The sequence below is a fragment of the Ruegeria sp. BB1 genome (assembly GCF_056539465.1).
Window position 1 is genome coordinate 54,036 of the sequence record NZ_JBQFVB010000005.1, and the last position, 15,326, is coordinate 69,361.

Annotated in this window: 17 protein-coding genes; 7 read left to right on the forward strand and 10 right to left on the reverse strand. The window is 61.1% G+C overall.

The annotated features are described in order from the left end of the window. Positions 1-101 precede the first annotated feature (101 nt). From ACR0AL_RS12790 to ACR0AL_RS12820, 7 genes are read right to left on the reverse strand one after another with little or no spacing between them, the layout of a single operon-like run. Positions 102-371 (reverse strand): hypothetical protein, encoded by a 270-nt coding sequence (locus ACR0AL_RS12790; protein ID WP_170350709.1) that lies wholly within the window; start codon positions 369-371, stop codon positions 102-104. Then, the gene (gene plsY, locus ACR0AL_RS12795) at positions 368-973 is read right to left on the reverse strand and encodes a glycerol-3-phosphate 1-O-acyltransferase PlsY (RefSeq protein ID WP_170350708.1); all 606 of its coding nucleotides are present in this window, start codon (positions 971-973) and stop codon (positions 368-370) included. The genes ACR0AL_RS12790 and plsY overlap by 4 nt, the downstream gene beginning before the upstream one ends. Further along, a complete protein-coding gene (gene pyrC / locus ACR0AL_RS12800) occupies positions 973-2,253 on the reverse strand; it encodes a dihydroorotase (protein WP_170516704.1) in 1,281 nt (426 codons plus the stop codon). The genes plsY and pyrC overlap by 1 nt, the downstream gene beginning before the upstream one ends. Then, positions 2,250-2,636, reverse strand: a complete 387-nt coding sequence (locus tag ACR0AL_RS12805) for a hypothetical protein (protein WP_226689300.1) — start codon at positions 2,634-2,636, stop codon at positions 2,250-2,252. Before ACR0AL_RS12805 ends, pyrC begins: the two co-directional genes overlap by 4 nt. Then, complete coding sequence (locus tag ACR0AL_RS12810; RefSeq protein ID WP_170377824.1) at positions 2,621-3,139, reverse strand: hypothetical protein; 519 nt, start codon at positions 3,137-3,139, stop codon at positions 2,621-2,623. Before ACR0AL_RS12810 ends, ACR0AL_RS12805 begins: the two co-directional genes overlap by 16 nt. Further along, positions 3,136-4,071: an aspartate carbamoyltransferase catalytic subunit gene (locus ACR0AL_RS12815; RefSeq protein WP_480663293.1), complete on the reverse strand. Its 936-nt coding sequence runs from the start codon at positions 4,069-4,071 to the stop codon at positions 3,136-3,138. Before ACR0AL_RS12815 ends, ACR0AL_RS12810 begins: the two co-directional genes overlap by 4 nt. A gap of 59 nt (positions 4,072-4,130) precedes the next feature. Continuing rightward, complete coding sequence (locus ACR0AL_RS12820) at positions 4,131-4,760, reverse strand: scavenger receptor class F, member 2 (RefSeq protein ID WP_480648092.1); 630 nt, start codon at positions 4,758-4,760, stop codon at positions 4,131-4,133. Positions 4,761-4,845: 85 nt separating this feature from the next. Here ACR0AL_RS12820 and ACR0AL_RS12825 point away from each other — a divergent pair, with 85 nt between their 5' ends. The 6 genes from ACR0AL_RS12825 to ACR0AL_RS12850 all read left to right on the forward strand — a co-directional run bounded on the left by ACR0AL_RS12825 (position 4,846) and on the right by ACR0AL_RS12850 (position 12,343). Continuing rightward, positions 4,846-5,610 carry a uracil-DNA glycosylase gene (locus ACR0AL_RS12825; RefSeq protein WP_480639040.1) on the forward strand — a complete coding sequence of 255 codons (765 nt, stop codon included), beginning with the start codon at positions 4,846-4,848 and terminating at the stop codon, positions 5,608-5,610. Continuing rightward, on the forward strand, positions 5,610-6,209 hold the full coding sequence (locus ACR0AL_RS12830; protein ID WP_170350703.1) for a metallophosphoesterase family protein: 600 nt from the start codon (positions 5,610-5,612) through the stop codon (positions 6,207-6,209). The genes ACR0AL_RS12825 and ACR0AL_RS12830 overlap by 1 nt, the downstream gene beginning before the upstream one ends. Beyond that, positions 6,206-6,826 carry a LysE family translocator gene (locus tag ACR0AL_RS12835; RefSeq protein WP_480663295.1) on the forward strand — a complete coding sequence of 207 codons (621 nt, stop codon included), beginning with the start codon at positions 6,206-6,208 and terminating at the stop codon, positions 6,824-6,826. Before ACR0AL_RS12830 ends, ACR0AL_RS12835 begins: the two co-directional genes overlap by 4 nt. A gap of 6 nt (positions 6,827-6,832) precedes the next feature. Continuing rightward, entirely contained in the window at positions 6,833-7,375 is a 543-nt protein-coding gene (moaB, locus tag ACR0AL_RS12840; protein WP_480648094.1) for a molybdenum cofactor biosynthesis protein B, read from the forward strand. A gap of 106 nt (positions 7,376-7,481) precedes the next feature. Beyond that, positions 7,482-8,936 carry an efflux RND transporter periplasmic adaptor subunit gene (locus tag ACR0AL_RS12845; RefSeq protein WP_226689303.1) on the forward strand — a complete coding sequence of 485 codons (1,455 nt, stop codon included), beginning with the start codon at positions 7,482-7,484 and terminating at the stop codon, positions 8,934-8,936. A gap of 5 nt (positions 8,937-8,941) precedes the next feature. Then, complete coding sequence (locus ACR0AL_RS12850; RefSeq protein WP_480663297.1) at positions 8,942-12,343, forward strand: efflux RND transporter permease subunit; 3,402 nt, start codon at positions 8,942-8,944, stop codon at positions 12,341-12,343. Here ACR0AL_RS12850 and ACR0AL_RS12855 read toward each other — a convergent pair. Further along, positions 12,313-12,759: an NUDIX hydrolase gene (locus ACR0AL_RS12855; protein WP_170350694.1), complete on the reverse strand. Its 447-nt coding sequence runs from the start codon at positions 12,757-12,759 to the stop codon at positions 12,313-12,315. The two genes, ACR0AL_RS12850 and ACR0AL_RS12855, sit on opposite strands and share 31 nt — an antisense overlap. A 3-nt stretch (positions 12,760-12,762) precedes the next feature. Further along, entirely contained in the window at positions 12,763-13,575 is an 813-nt protein-coding gene (locus ACR0AL_RS12860; RefSeq protein WP_170350693.1) for a protein-disulfide reductase DsbD domain-containing protein, read from the reverse strand. A 146-nt stretch (positions 13,576-13,721) separates the two neighbouring features. Here ACR0AL_RS12860 and ACR0AL_RS12865 point away from each other — a divergent pair, with 146 nt between their 5' ends. After that, complete coding sequence (locus ACR0AL_RS12865; RefSeq protein ID WP_170350691.1) at positions 13,722-14,276, forward strand: YqgE/AlgH family protein; 555 nt, start codon at positions 13,722-13,724, stop codon at positions 14,274-14,276. Here the strand turns inward: ACR0AL_RS12865 and ACR0AL_RS12870 are convergent, their stop codons facing one another. Then, positions 14,277-15,227 (reverse strand): L-threonylcarbamoyladenylate synthase, encoded by a 951-nt coding sequence (locus ACR0AL_RS12870; protein WP_170350690.1) that lies wholly within the window; start codon positions 15,225-15,227, stop codon positions 14,277-14,279. It abuts the gene before it with no gap. Positions 15,228-15,326 lie beyond the last annotated feature (99 nt).

Genomic DNA, 15,326 nt, shown 5'->3' on the forward strand with positions numbered 1-15,326 from the left:
CCGGTAATTGGCCGTCACAGAACCTCAATTGGGCAGCGCCCTGATCACGTTCAAGACAATCAATTGTGAAGGTCCGGTAACACAAGTTTTGGTGATGCAGATTACGTATCCGGGATCAGAGCGGTGACGAATGAAACGACCTTATCGGCAGGCATTTCACAGGGGCGCAGCAGGGCACCACTTTGTCGCGTCAAATACAAGTTCATGCTGATATAGTCCGGGCCGCCAAGCTGATGGGCCACCAGTTTGAGAGACCTTCCAGCGCCAAAAACCGAACGGCTGACCACATAGCGCCGCCCATTGGCATAACCGGTAAACGTACCCTCGGGCAACGCGAAAAAGGCGTTCAGAAAACCGGTTGGCGCAATCACGATTTGCCGATTTTCGGCTCGGTTCCCGCCTTGATCCGCGCCAGATTGGCGCTGTGGCGCCAGTAGACCAGCAGGGTTAGGATGATGCTCAGCGCAAAGGCTGAACTGTCCGTCAGCACAATCACCCAGACAACCGACATGGCCGCAGCCACCAGCGCGCCCAGTGATGAAATCCGCCAGATCGCTGCAGCCACCAGCCATGTCAGGCAGCAGGCCACACCTACGCGCCAATCCAGCGCCAGCCACAGGCCCAGAAAGGTGGCCACGCCCTTGCCGCCGTTAAAGCCCAGCCAGACAGGAAAGCAGTGGCCCAAAAAGGCGGCCAGCGCCGCGATCTGGGCGGCGTCTTCCCCAGCCAGTGCCCGCGCCAACAGAACGGCCACCGCGCCCTTGGCGGCGTCAAAGATCAGCGTCAGCGCCGCGGCTGCCTTGTTGCCGGTGCGCAGCACATTGGTTGCCCCGATATTGCCTGACCCGATATTGCGCAGGTTGCCCAGCCCCATGACCTTGGCGACGATCATGCCAAAAGGAACAGACCCCATCAGATAACCAAGCACAGCCCAGAGGATCAGCTGGGTCATCGAACTGTCAAATGGCGGCATCAGGGTCTCCGGTAAACTTCTTGTCCAGCCACGTAGGTTGCGGTGACCTTACCTTGCATCCGCTGGTCGTCAAACGGTGTGTTTTGCGATTTTGACTTCAGCGAGAACCGGTCCAGCACAAAGGGCACATCCGGGTCAAACAGCACCAGATCGGCGGGCGCGCCCTCGGACAGGCGACCGCTGTCCAGCCCCAGCCGTTTTGCCGGGTTCAGCGCCATGGCCCGGAACAGCGTCGGCAGGTCCAACTGTTCCGAATGATACAGGCGCAGGGCTGCGGGCAGCAGCGTTTCCAACGCAACGGCGCCCGAGGCGGCCTCTTCAAACGGCAGGCGTTTGCTTTCCTCGTCCTGCGGTGTGTGCATCGAGCTGATGATGTCGATCAAGCCGCTGCGCACGGCCTCGATAACCGCCTGACGGTCATCTTCGGACCGCAGCGGCGGCTTGACCTTGAAGAAAGTCCGATAGTCGGCCACGTCCAGCTCGTTCAGCGTCAGATGGTGGATCGAAGTGCCCGCGGTGATGTCCAGCCCGTTGCGCTTGGCGCGCTCTAGCGCGGGCAGAGCGCGGGCGGTGGTGATCTGATCGGCGTGATAGGCAGCGCCAGTCATTTCCAGCAGGGCAATATCACGGTCCAGCCCCATGCGTTCGGCCATGGGCGTGACGGCGGGCAATCCGCGCAAGGTTGCAAACTTGCCGCTGGTCGCGGCGGCCCCGGCGCTCAGGACAGGTTCCTGTGGGTGCGCGATAACCAGCGCGTCGCAAGACCGCGCATAGGTCAGAGCGCGCGAGAATACCTTGGTGTTGGTGACAACGTGATCGCAATCGGTGAACGCCACCGCGCCCGCATCTTGCAGAAAACCGATCTCGGTCATCTCACGCCCGTCGCGTCCTTTGGTCAGGGCGGCCATGGGCAAGACGTTGACCGGCGTATCCGCCTGCGCGCGGCGGGTGACAAATTCAAGGCTTTCGGGCGTATCGATGGCCGGGCTGGTATCGGGGCGGGTAACGATGGTGGTCACACCGCCGGCTGCTGCTGCCAGACCGGCGGATTTATAGCTTTCCTTGTGCCGCTCGCCCGGTTCGCAGACTTTGACGCCGATATCGACGATGCCAGGGGCAAGGCAGTGCCCGCTGCAATCGATGATTGGCGTATCCGTGGACGGTGCGTCGCCGTCACCGCGCGCGGTAATCTGGCCGTTGCCCACCTGCAGCCAGCCAAGGCTGTCCGTGCCGGTTTCCGGGTCGATCAGGCGGGCGTTGGTGAAGGTCAGGTTGCTCATGCCAGTGCCCTTTCGATTGCGGCTTTGGTGGCGGCGGAATCCGCCTGATATTTGATCAGGTGCTTGTCGCCGCCCTTGGTGACGATCTGGACAAAACTGCCCATGATATTGACCGCCTTGATCTGGTTCAGGGCCACCTTGCGCGGGCCGGGGCCGGTGAGGGTGGTGTCCGTCATCGTCCAGGTGGCGACCAGTTCTTCCGAGGCCATGTACCATGCCCGGATGCCGACGGCGGCCAGACCGGCAGGCGCACCGGTCCAGGGATAGGGGTTTCCAATCAGCCAAAGCACAATCATCGCACCCGCCATGGCCACGGCGGCCAGCCATGCGTTGGTGCGAATATAAGTGCCTCTGTCGGGCGAGAAGGTCACAGGATCAGCCACAGGATGCCTCCGACGGCCAAAAGGATCACTAATGCCAGAACGGCAGAACCGATGCGGCGGGGTTGGTCGTTTTGGGATGCGGGTTGAGGGGCCGAGAACGGTTTTGCGCTTTCGGTTTCGATCGGACCGCCGGTCCAATTGGTAGCCTCTTCGGTGAACAGCCCGATCAGGCGCAGCCGTTTGTCCGGGATCAGAGTGGCTGCGCGACCGCCAAAGGCAGCGCTGCGGACCACCATGACCCAACCCGTTATGGCTTCAAGCGCTGTGCGATCCAACTGATCGGCGGACACGCCGCAGCCCTCGTTCAGATAGCCATAGAGCCCCAGGTCCTCGAGGTCTGAGACCGCAAAGACGTCGATCTGTTCAGGGTCCAGCCCCGCGACGCCCAGAATTTGATCGGCGGCACCGGGTTCACGCAGAAATTTGGCTTCTTCCGGGCGCATGTTCAGCGTGAACAGGCGGATCACGCCGCGTTCATGGGGGGCAACGGTCAGATCGCTCATGCCACCTCGCGCAGGTTGTGGGCCAAAAGTTCCATCGCAGCCATGCGGACGGCGACCCCCATTTCAACCTGTTCCTGAATGACCGAGCGGTTGATGTCGTCGGCCAGGGTCCCGTCAATCTCGACCCCGCGGTTCATCGGACCGGGATGCATGACGATGGCGTCGGATTTGGCCAGCGCCAGCTTGGCGGCGTCCAGCCCATAGCGGTGGTAATACTCACGCTCGGACGGAATAAAGCCGCCATCCATCCGTTCCTTTTGAAGGCGCAGCATCATGACAACATCAACTTCCCTAAGGCCGTCATTCATGTCGTCATAGATCTCGGCACCAAATTCGGCAAAGTGGTCGGGCACCAAAGTGGGCGGGCCGATCAGACGGATGCGGTTTTCCATCTTGCCCAGCAGGATCAGGTTCGACCGTGCCACGCGGGAATGGGCGACATCGCCGCAAATGGCGATGTTCAGCCGGTGCAGACGGCCCTTGGCGCGACGGATCGTCAACGCGTCCAGCAAGGCCTGTGTCGGGTGTTCATGCTTGCCATCGCCCGCATTCAACACCGCACAGTTGACTTTTTGCGCCAGCAGATCGACGGCGCCGGAATGCGGATGCCGCACCACCAGCAGATCGGGATGCATCGCGTTCAGCGTCATGGCGGTGTCGATCAGGGTCTCGCCCTTTTTGATCGAACTGGCCTGCATCGCCATGTTCATTACATCCGCGCCCAGCCGCTTGCCCGCCAGTTCAAAGCTGGCCTGCGTGCGGGTCGAGTTTTCGAAGAACATGTTGATCTGCGTCAGCCCCGACAAAACGTCGGAATGCTTGGTCGATTGCCGGTTCAGGTCGACATATGTCTCGGCCAGATCAAGAATAGCGGTGATATCGGATTGCGACAGATGCTCGATGCCAAGAAGGTGACGATGGGCGAAACGCATGGGCGGGCTCCTGTCTGACAATCGGGCCGCTTATAGGAAGGTCCGCGCGCCTAGGCAACCTAAGGATCGGTTCCTTCTGGCAGTTTCTCGCATCCACCCTCGGGCAGGCATTGTTCGCCGGGTTTGCACCATTTGCCATAGCCGCAGTCGATGGCCTTGATCGGCACGCATCCCTGATGTTCGGAACACTTGAACCCGGGGCGGCATTGCGAGCCGGTTTCCTCGCACAAAAACCATCCGGGGCGCGAGCATCCGCCGCCCGGCAGACAGGACGATCCCGCACCGCAAGTCAGGCCATCATCGCAGACGGTGGGTAGGCCTTCGATTGCTGTGTTGGGGTCAAAATTGGGCGTGATGCGTTCACATTCGCGGCGCGCATTGCAGATCGAGCCGCCCGGGCAATCCGCGCGCGAAGTACAACTGTTCGCCCCCGCAGGCGCGCATCGCGTGCCCCCCGCAACGCAGCGCTCAAACGGGCCGCAGGTGCGCCCGCCCCCGCAATAGGTGCCACCCAGAGGAATGCAATGGCCATCAAAGCTGCATCTCTGTCCGCCCGAACAGCACCTTGTGCCGCATTGGAACTGGCCGGGGCGGCATTGGCCGTTGCGGTCGAAAAGCTGCGCAAAAGCAGGGCCGCTGAGGGTGGTCAGCAGCAAAGTAATCATAAGGAATCGCAATAGAACCATCATGAATACTCTCATGGTCGGTGCGACGGACCGCCCGATCAAGGCCTATTCGCTTTCCCTCGTTCAAAAGCTGGTTAGATTGAAGAGTATGGAATCGGCTTTGGACTATCATACGGCACGGGCTCTGCTGGAGTGGCAGATCGAACTGGGTGCAACGGACGCAATCGGCGATGCGCCGGTTGACCGTTTTGCTTTGCCTGACACTGCGCCCAAGACTAAAAAGCCCGCCGTGGCCCAGGCTGCCCCGGGCAAACCCAAGAAAGTAGATCCAGTTGCCGTCGCGAAAGCGGCAGCCCAAGGTGCTGGGTCGCTGGACCAATTGCGTTCGGCGATGGATACGTTTGAGCATTGCGAGCTGAAGCGTGGCGCGCGGCAGTTGGTCTTTGCAGATGGCACGCCGGGCGCACGGGTCATGATCATCGGCGAAGCGCCAGGCCGAGAAGAGGACCGTGAAGGCAAGCCCTTTGTCGGCCGCGCCGGGCAATTGCTGGACCGGATGCTGGTGGCGATTGATCTGGATCGCACCCAGAATGCCTATATCACCAACGTCCTGCCCTGGCGCCCGCCGCAGAATCGCGACCCGAAACCCGAAGAGATCGGGATGATGAAACCGTTTCTGGAACGGCATGTGGCGCTGGCCAAGCCCGAGGTTCTGGTGATTATGGGCAATATCAGCTGTCAGGCGGTGCTGGGCAAGCGCGGTATCACTCGGTTGCGCGGGCAATGGGCACAGGCGCTGAACCTACCGGTCATCCCGATGTTCCACCCCGCTTACCTGCTGCGCCAACCACAGATGAAGCGGCAGGCCTGGGCTGATCTGCTAGAGCTGAAAGCCCGGCTGGAGGGCAAGTGATGCGCATTCTGGCCTTTTCCGATCTGCATATGGCACGCAACCGCGCGGCCGAGGTCGTCGCGGCCAGCGCCGAGGCCGATCTGGTGATCGGGGCTGGGGATTTCTGCAATGCGCGACAGGGGTTGGACCAGGCGATGGCGATGCTGTCCGGCATCACCGCACCGTTCGTGATGGTGCCCGGCAATGCCGAAAGCGCGCAGGAACTGGTCAAGGCCGCGCCGGAAGGTGACCATGTGCTGCACGGCGCCGGCATGACATTGGACGGCCTGCGGCTGTTCGGGCTGGGGTATGGCGTGCCGGTTACACCTTTTGGCGACTGGTCCTGTGACCTGACCGAGGCTGAGGCCACTGAATTGCTGGACCGTTGTGACGCGGCGGATATTCTGATCGCGCATTCACCGCCCAAGGGGTACGGCGATGTCACGTCGCAGGGCGATGCGGTGGGGTCCGTGGCCGTGCGCGACGCAGTGGAACGCCTGCAGCCGCAACTTGCGCTGTGTGGACACATCCATGACAGCTGGGGCTATCGCGGCAGCCTAGGCCGCACGCAGATCGCCAATCTGGGCCCCAAGGTAAATTGGTTCGAGGTCACCTTATGATAGAAATGGTCACGCTGCTGGCGTTTATTCCGGCAGCTTTGGCACTGAATTTCACCCCCGGCGCAGACATGTTGTTTTGCTTTGGGCAAGGTTTGCGGTCAGGTGCCAAACCGGCTTTCGCTGCAAGCGCGGGAATTTCCCTCGGATCGATGGTTCATGTTTTTGTAGCGGGGCTTGGGTTGGGGGCCGGCGTAGCTACGATGCCATGGCTGTTCGATGTAATCCGCTGGATGGGGGTGGCTTATCTGCTGTATTTGGCATGGGGCGCGATCCGGAACGGGGCGGTGTCCGCCGATGCGCCTGCAAAGCCCACAAGCCACGCCTTTCGCGACGGGTTGGTGGTGAACCTGACCAATCCCAAGGTCATCCTGTTCGTTTTGGCCTTTATCCCGCAATTCGTGAATCCCGCCATAGGTCCGATCCTGCCCCAATTCCTGATTTTGGGCGTCATCATCGCGCTGGGCGGGTTTGTGGTGAATGGGCTGGTGGGCGTATTTGCCGGGGGCGCGGGGAAGATTCTGATCTCGAACCCGCGCGCCTCACGTATTATGGGCTGGGTGACCGGGGGAATTTTCGCTGCCCTCGCCATCCGGCTTGCCATCATGGAAAGGGCCTGACACCACATGTCACGCATCGACGAAAGCATGGAATTCATTCCGGTTCGGATCGCAGTTCTGACCGTCTCGGATACGCGATCGCTAGAAGATGACCGCTCAGGTCAGACATTGGTCGACCGGATCGAACGCGCGGGTCATTCGGTGGCCGACCGCAAGATCATCCGCGATGAGCGCGGTGAGATCGCGGCGCAGTTGCGGCTGTGGGCCGGTGACCCGGACATTGACGTGGTGATCTCGACCGGTGGCACCGGTTTGACCGGCCGCGATGTGACGGTTGAGGCGCACCGGGACGTCTATGAAAAGGAAATTGAGGCATTCGGCACTGTTTTCACCCTCATTTCGATGGAAAAGATCGGCACTTCAGCGGTGCAATCCCGCGCCACGGGTGGCGTGGCCGAGGGCACTTATCTGTTTGCACTGCCCGGCAGCCCCGGTGCCTGCAAGGACGCCTGGGACGGTATTTTAGAAAAACAGTTCGATTACCGGCATCGTCCCTGCAATTTCGTGGAAATAATGCCAAGATTGGACGAACATCTCCGACGGAAGTAGACTGGTTGCACGTATAACTGATTGTAACCGCTTTGTGGCTTGGCATTTTTCCGTGCCCGGCTACGTTTTGCATATGGTAGCCTGATGCGACCGGGGTAAGTGATAGATGCGATTTTTGAGGCAAAGCCTTGTTGGTGTCTTTCTGGCGTTTCTAACGCTGGCCTTGGTATTTGTCGCGGTACAGCTGATTGTCAGCGCGGTGCAAGAGGCCCTGAACCGCGACAGTGAGCCACCCGAGGGCCGCGAACGCATTTTTGCCGTCAGCGTGCAACCGGCCGAGTTAGAGACGGTAACCCCCTATCTCGAAGCCTTTGGCGAGGTGCAAAGCCGCCGCCGCCTGGAGCTGCGCGCCGCATTGGGCGGGCGCGTGATCTCGTTGGCTGAGGATTTTGAGGATGGCGGCGTCGTCACCACCGGCGAGGTTCTGGTCGAACTGGACCCGGCTGACGCACAATCGGCCCTGGACCGCGCCAAGTCCGACCTGCTGGACGCTCAGTTCGAGGAACGCGATGCCGAACGCTCACTGCTTTTGGCGCAGGATGAGTTGAACTCGGCCGAGGCGCAGGCGGCCTTGCGTGGACGTGCCATGCAGCGTCAGAAGGATTTGCAAAGCCGCGGGGTGGGCACGCCTGCCGCCGCAGAAGAGGCCGAACTGGCCGAAGCGGCCGCACAGCAGGCGGTTCTGGCGCGCCGTATCGCACTGGCGCAGGCGGAATCGCGCGTCGATCAGGCAACCACGTTGTTGGCCCGTGCCCGTATCGCGCTTGAGGCCGCTGAACGCGATCTGGACGACATGACCGTCCGCGCGCGGTTTGCCGGGACGCTGACGGATGTGACCCTGGTCGAGGGCCGGTTGGTTGCGGCGAATGAAAAACTGGCGGAATTAGTGGATCCCAACGCGCTTGAGGTCGCGTTCCGTGTCTCGACTGCGCAGTTTGTGCGCCTATTGGATGCCCAGGGTAATCTGATCGAGGCGCCGGTGACCGTATCGCTTGAGGTAACAGGAACCGATCTGATCGCCACGGGGCGCATCAGCCGCGACAGCGGATCAGCGGGTGAGGGGCAGACTGGCCGTCTGATCTATGCCCGTCTGGACGACGCGCCCGGTTTCAAGCCTGGCGATTTCGTAACGGTCACAGTACAGGAACAACAGCTGGACAATGTGGTGCGTTTGCCATCATCGGTTCTTGATGCGGCGGGCACGGTGCTGGTGCTGGGCCCCGATGACAGGCTCGAGGCGCTGCCTGTGCAACTGATCCGTCGCCAGGGCGATGAGGTGTTGTTGCGCGGTGATGGTCTGGTCGGGCGCGAGGTTGTTGTTGGCCGGACGCCGCTGTTGGGTGGCGGGGTTCGGGTGCGGCCACTGCGGATCGAGGCCAATGCCGGGGCGGAACCGGACATGGTTGAATTGTCGGATGAACAACGCGCCCAACTGGTGGCGCGGGTCGAGGCCAGCGATCAGATGCCGAACGACGTCAAGGCTCGTGTTCTGGGACAATTAAGCGAGAGCCGTGTCCCGGCCTCACTGGTGCGCAGCATCGAGACCCGGGCAGGAGGGTAAGCGCCATGATGCGCGACATCCCCGGCGCGGCGGGCGGTATCCTCAGCTACTTCACCCGCCACCGGACGGTGGCCAACCTGCTGTTGTTGGTGATGCTGGTGCTGGGCGCGGCGGCGATCCCGTCGATGCGGGCGCAATTCTTCCCGGACGTCATCCTTGAACGTGTCGATGTCATCGTCGAATGGGAAGGTGCGGGCCCCGAGGATGTGGACAATGGCATCGTCCAGCTGCTGGAACCCGCTCTGCTGGCGGTCGAAGGGGTTGCCAGCGCGATTTCGACCTCGCGCGAGGGACGCGCCAATATCCGGCTGGAGTTTGAGCCGAACTGGGACATGTCGCGCGCCGTAGATGAGGTCAGAACCGCCGTCGACAGTGTGACCAACCTGCCTGATGACGCCGAAGAACCCTCGATCCGGCGTGGTGCGTGGCGGGATCGTGTGACGGATGTGGTCGTGACCGGCCCCGTTGACCCGGATCAACTGGCCAAGTTCACCGACGAGATGATCAACCGCCTGTTCGCCGCTGGCGTGACCCGCACCACGATTCGCGGCCTTGCCGCGCCGCGCGTGGTGGTCGAAGTGCCAACGGCGCAATTGATCGCCAATGACATCACCCTGTCCGAGATTGCGCAGGCTATAGCCGCTGAAGCGATGGCCAGCCCCGCAGGTGATGTCACGGGCGCCAATGCGCGCATCCGTACCGGCACCGAAAAGCGCACCCCCGAAGAGATTGAGGGCATTGCGCTGCGCAATTTTGCCGATGGCTCAAAACTTTTTATCGGGGATGTTGCGGATATTCGGGTGGAAGGCGTCAATCGCAATCGCAGTTACTTTGTTGGCGAAAACCCCGCCATGTCGGTGCGCATCGACCGTTCGAACCTGGGAGATGCGATTCAGATTCAGCACTCGGTCGAGGATGTGGTGGCCGAACTGCAGGCCAGCCTGCCCGAAGGAGTGACGATCGAGCTGATCCGCACACGTGCGCAGGCGATCACTGACCGCTTGGATATTCTGGTGGACAACGGTCTGATGGGGTTGGGCCTTGTGGTGTGCCTGCTGTTTTTGTTCCTGAATGCGCGTATCGCCTTTTGGGTTGCGGCGGGTATCCCGGTGGCAATGTCAGCGGCGATTGCGTTCATGTATATCGGCGGGCTGTCGATCAACATGATTTCGCTGTTCGGGCTGATCATCACGCTGGGCATCGTGGTGGATGACGCCATTGTTGTTGGTGAACACGCCGATTTCCGTGCGCGCCGGCTGGGCGAGGCTCCGATCGTGGCCGCCGAACGTGCTGCGCGGCGCATGGCGATGCCGGTATTCGCCGCCACCCTGACCACCGTGATCGCCTTTTTTGGTCTGACTGCCATCGGCGGCCGGTTTGGGGAATTGATCTATGACATCCCGTTCACTGTGATTGCGGTGCTGATCGCCTCGTTGATCGAATGTTTCCTGATTCTGCCCAACCACATGGCCCACGCTATCGCGCATTCGGCGAAAGAGCATTGGTATGACTTGCCCAACCGCGTTGTCAATCGCGGGTTTCGCTGGGTGCGCGATCACCTGTTCCGCCCGCTGATCGCCTGGGTGGTTTGGGCCCGCTATGTGGTTGTGGCCGTGATGGTGGTGATCCTGGCCAGCCAGATTGCGCTATTTATCAAAGGTGACGTGAACTGGCGCTTTTTCAACGCGCCCGAACGCGGCTCGGTCACTGGCAACTTTATCATGGCCGAAGGTGCGACCCGCGAAGATACGCTGGCGATGATGCGCGAGATTCAGCGCGCTGCCGAAGAACTGGGACAGATTTACGAAGAACGCCATGGCCGCAATCCTATCGATTATGTGTTGGCCGAGGTGGGTGGAAATGCCGGATGGTTCAACCCGCCCGCCGCAGAAGGCAAGGATCAGGACTTGCTGGGCGGGATTTCAATCGAGCTGATCGACGCCGACCTGCGCCCCTATTCCAGCTTTGAGTTCGTGGGTGAGTTACAGGATTTTGTACCGCGCCATCCCAAGGTCGAGATGCTGACCTTCCGCGGCTGGCGGTCCGGGCCCGGCGGTGATTCAATCGAGGTGCAGTTCTATGGCGCCGACGTGAACACGCTCAAAGCAGCTTCCGAAGATCTGCGGGCCGAATTGGCGAAATACCCCGAGGTTTCGGCGCTGCAGGACGACCTGGCCTATGACAAGGAAGATTTCATTCTGGATTTGACACCCATAGGGCAGGCGCTGGGTTTTCGTATGGAAACGCTGAGCCGTGTGTTGCGGGATCGTCTGAACGGGATCGAGGCCGCGACTTTCCCCGATGGTCCGCGCAGCGCCGAAATCCGTGTCGAATTGCCCGAAGGTGAACTGACCGCCGATTTTCTGGAACGCACCCTTATGCGCACGCCGGATGGCGTCTATGTGCCGCTGGCCGATATCGTCTCGGTCGAGCGCAAGTCGGGCTTTTCGACGGTGCGGCGCAATAACGGCCTGCGAGTGATTACGGTGGGGGGTGACATCTCCGAGGATGATCCGGCCCGTGCGGCAGAAATTGCCCGGGCGCTGAATGACGAGATCCTGCCCAATATCGCCGCCGAACGGCAGGTCGAATGGCGGTTGACGGGCCTGAGCGAGCAAGAAGATGAATTCCTGACCGAGGCGCGCACCGGCCTGATCCTGTGCCTGACCGGGATCTACCTTGTGCTGGCCTGGGTTTTTGCCAGCTGGACGCGACCTTTGGTGGTGATGGCGATCATTCCGTTTGGATTGGTGGGCGCGATCTGGGGGCACTATATATGGGATGTACCGCTGAGCATGTTTACCGTGATCGGCCTGCTGGGGATGACTGGGATCATCATCAACGACTCGATCGTTCTGGTCACGACCATCGACGCCTATCAGCGAGAGCGGGGGTTGGTGCCGTCGATTGTCGAAGGCACGGCGGATCGACTCAGACCCGTGATGCTGACGACGCTGACGACGGTTTTGGGGCTGACACCGTTGCTGTATGAAGGCTCGCAACAGGCGCAGTTCCTCAAACCTTCGGTGATCACGCTGGTGTACGGGCTGGGTTTCGGAATGTTCCTAGTGTTGTTACTGGTGCCGGCGCTGCTGGCTATTCTAAACGACCTGTCACGCCCGATGACTGCGTTGCGCCGGGCGATGCGGGCACCGGATCGAGTGGTGCAGGGCACGGTGATGGCCACCGGGCTTGTGTTGCTGCTGTGGTTTGGCATGACGATGATTTGGCCCGCGATGACTGGCGCGCCAGTTGGTTTGTTGTCAGGGCTCTACCCGGGGGATGAGGGCATCGCGGCGCTGCATATGGGGCTGGGAGCGTTCCTTGCCGGTGCGCTACCAATTCTGATGCTAAGCGTCGTGTTGTCCGGCTTGCTTTACGTGCGGCTCAAGGGACGGGCGGCTTGACGCGCCTGCAGCGCGGTTTCCAGCAGATCGACGACTCGATCACTCATGGGCAGGTCACCTTGTCTGATCTGATCTATCGAAAACCAACGGGCGTCCAGCGCATCGTCCCCTGCGACGGGAGAACCTGAACGATATTCACAAGCGACCCCGACCAGCAGGTAATGCGACTGCACAGCGCCCTGTTCGTCGCGGCGCAGAAGGTCCAGATTGTCAAGATAACACAGCGGTTCCGCGATGACCGAGGTTTCCTCGCGCAACTCCCTTTGCGCGGCTTGCATCACCGTTTCGCCCCATTCCACATGCCCACCGGGAAACCCCCAGAGCCCCGCATCTGGCTGTTTGCTGCGCTGCACCAGCAGCACGCGGGTTTCATGCACCACAACGGCCAGCGCGCCGATCTTAGGAGTATTCCCCATCTCTCAGCCCGCGCTGCATCCCTGAATGTCGACGGCATGATTGGCGCCCAGTACCGTGATCCGTATGTCGGACCGGTCCAGCGCAAATGGTCCGCCCGAGGCGCTGATCACCTCGGATGTGGCCACCAGGGTCCCGCCCTGCCGTGTCGTTTCGGGTTCCGAGGCCCAAAGCGTGGGGTTTCCCGGTTCGATCACCGCAACCTCGCGCCCTCCGGCCGAGGGCATGGTTACGCGGGCTTCGATCCGCATACCGTCTGATGTGGGGGTCAGATGGCAGCTGGCGGCAGTCACCTGAGCCTCTTTCGCGGAATAGGGGCGTTGGGCCAGTGCTGCGGCAATGGCTGGGTTGCGCCCGGCGTCAGCGTCCAGCGTATGGTCGAAATCCAACGTCTCGGGGATGCAGACATCCTTGCAGACGCCCAAATCCATTTCCCCACGCAACCGCACGGGTTTGGCGGGGTCGCTTGGAGTAATTTCAACAGGCAGCACCAGTTGATCGGCATAGCCCAGCGATTGCAGGCCATTTTGTACAAATACGTGGGGCGCAGGCCAGGTGATCGCCACATCACCCACATTTTGCGAGCGGTTCCAATCAAACTGCGGCGGGATACCAGCGTCACCGGGTGCGCGCCAATAGGTTTTCCAGCCGTCCTTCAGCGTCAGCCGCAGCGCCCCCAGATAGGTGCCATTGGCCGTACGCCCACCATCAAGCACATCCAGTTGCACAACATCGCCCTCAACCTGCGCATGGACGGGGGCGGTCAGGGCGAAACAAGCGGTCAGAGCGGCCGCGGTTGATTTAAGATAACGCGTCATACCCCATAGATGCGTGGTCTTGCCGGTGATTCCAAGTCACGTTCGGGTCACCGTGATGAAATCTGGCGAAATGTGACCTGATCCCTTGCCAACCCCCACGTGCCGGGGCCATTGTTGAAGGAAGACGAAGCAAGAGTTTTAAATCCATGGATCTGACCGGAAAACTGTTGATCGCGATGCCTGGAATGGGTGATCCACGTTTCGATCACTCGGTGGTGTATATCTGCAGCCATGGCGAGGACGGGGCAATGGGCCTGATTGTCAACAAACCGTCGGATTTGCGGATCAAAACCCTGCTCAGCCAGTTGAACATCGCCTGCAGCATCCCTGTCGTGGGCGAACGTCTGGTTCATTTTGGCGGCCCGGTTGAGATGTCGCGCGGATTTGTCCTGCACAGCGCGGATTACGATGCCAACCTGCATTCCATGCAAATCTCGGATGATTTCAGCATGACCGCGACATTGGATGTGCTCGAGGATCTGGCCTCGGGGCGGGGGCCTTTGAATTCGATGCTGGCGCTGGGCTATTCCGGATGGGGTCCCGACCAGCTAGAGGATGAGATTGCCATGAACGGTTGGCTGACCACCGAGGCGACCTCGAAACTGGTGTTCGACGTTCCCGATGATGAAAAGTGGGAGGCTGCGCTGGCGACGCTGGGGGTTGATCCACTGACCTTGTCGGCCAGCGCCGGGCGCGCCTGATCAGCTGTCGCGCGGCGCGGCGGCGCGGCGCAGGCGGTCATTGATAGCCGCGCCCAATCCATGATCGGGGATCGGTGACACCGCAATCGGGCGGCCTGTGGTGTTCAACCTGTGCAGGGCCGAGAACAGGTTTGCGGCGGCTTCGGTCAGATCACCGCTATCTGACAGGTTCAGATCACACGGAACAGCGCCAAACCCCAGCAAAACCTCGTCACCCTGCGGGCCGGCCGCATTCAGGCGTACGGGTGCGTCGGGGGCGTAGTGCGATTGCAACTGGCCCGGCGCGGTCAGTACATCCGAGGCCTGATGCAGGTGCAGTTGTGTATTCAAAACGGTTTCGATCTGTTCCAGCGCCACACCGCCGGGGCGCAGCAATGCGGGCTCTCCGGCCAGTCCAACGATGGTGGATTCCAGACCAACACCGCAGGGGCCGTCATCCAGTATGGCCGCGATACGCCCATTCAGACCCGCGCGCACGTGATCGGCAGTCGTAGGGCTGATCTGACCGGAGGGGTTGGCCGATGGCGCTGCCACCGGCCCGTCAAAGGCTGACAGCAACGCCCGGGCCGTACCATGTGCTGGGACCCGAACCGCCAGCGTCTCTAGCCCGGCTGTGACCAGCGGTGAAATCCCGTGCCCCTGACGCAGAGGAAGAACCATTGTCAGGGGACCGGGCCAGAATGCGGCAGCCAGTGTCTCGGCCCGCTCGGACCATTCGACATATCGCTGCGCTGCCTCGGCAGAGGCCACATGCGCAATCAACGGGTTAAAGCTGGGTCGTCCCTTGGCGGCATAAATGCTGGCCACGGCTTCGGTATTGCGGGCGTCACCGCCCAGTCCATAGACAGTTTCAGTGGCGAAGGCGACCAGCAGGCCCTGCCGCAGCAGGTCAGCTGCCTGTGCGATTCCGCCCGGATCGGCGGCTAAATCCAAAGTGCCGTTAGGGTTCATTTCATGTGACGCCGCGTTTTGATTGCTTGCAGAACAAGGCCAGTTACGTTTCCGACCAATCAAGGATGCATAAAGGTGGGCATTGCAATTTCCAACCCC

Coding starts and splice junctions, on each gene's coding strand:
- ACR0AL_RS12855 (WP_170350694.1), bottom strand. CDS start 12,759: ATGGGGAATACTCCTAAGATCGGCGCGCTGGCCGTTGTGGTGCATGAA.
- pyrC (WP_170516704.1), bottom strand. CDS start 2,253: ATGAGCAACCTGACCTTCACCAACGCCCGCCTGATCGACCCGGAAACC.
- ACR0AL_RS12825 (WP_480639040.1), top strand. CDS start 4,846: ATGGAATCGGCTTTGGACTATCATACGGCACGGGCTCTGCTGGAGTGG.
- ACR0AL_RS12810 (WP_170377824.1), bottom strand. CDS start 3,139: ATGAGCGATCTGACCGTTGCCCCCCATGAACGCGGCGTGATCCGCCTG.
- plsY (WP_170350708.1), bottom strand. CDS start 973: ATGCCGCCATTTGACAGTTCGATGACCCAGCTGATCCTCTGGGCTGTG.
- ACR0AL_RS12850 (WP_480663297.1), top strand. CDS start 8,942: ATGATGCGCGACATCCCCGGCGCGGCGGGCGGTATCCTCAGCTACTTC.
- ACR0AL_RS12865 (WP_170350691.1), top strand. CDS start 13,722: ATGGATCTGACCGGAAAACTGTTGATCGCGATGCCTGGAATGGGTGAT.
- ACR0AL_RS12815 (WP_480663293.1), bottom strand. CDS start 4,071: ATGCGTTTCGCCCATCGTCACCTTCTTGGCATCGAGCATCTGTCGCAA.
- ACR0AL_RS12860 (WP_170350693.1), bottom strand. CDS start 13,575: ATGACGCGTTATCTTAAATCAACCGCGGCCGCTCTGACCGCTTGTTTC.
- ACR0AL_RS12830 (WP_170350703.1), top strand. CDS start 5,610: ATGCGCATTCTGGCCTTTTCCGATCTGCATATGGCACGCAACCGCGCG.
- ACR0AL_RS12820 (WP_480648092.1), bottom strand. CDS start 4,760: ATGATGGTTCTATTGCGATTCCTTATGATTACTTTGCTGCTGACCACC.
- ACR0AL_RS12845 (WP_226689303.1), top strand. CDS start 7,482: ATGCGATTTTTGAGGCAAAGCCTTGTTGGTGTCTTTCTGGCGTTTCTA.
- ACR0AL_RS12835 (WP_480663295.1), top strand. CDS start 6,206: ATGATAGAAATGGTCACGCTGCTGGCGTTTATTCCGGCAGCTTTGGCA.
- moaB (WP_480648094.1), top strand. CDS start 6,833: ATGTCACGCATCGACGAAAGCATGGAATTCATTCCGGTTCGGATCGCA.
- ACR0AL_RS12870 (WP_170350690.1), bottom strand. CDS start 15,227: ATGAACCCTAACGGCACTTTGGATTTAGCCGCCGATCCGGGCGGAATC.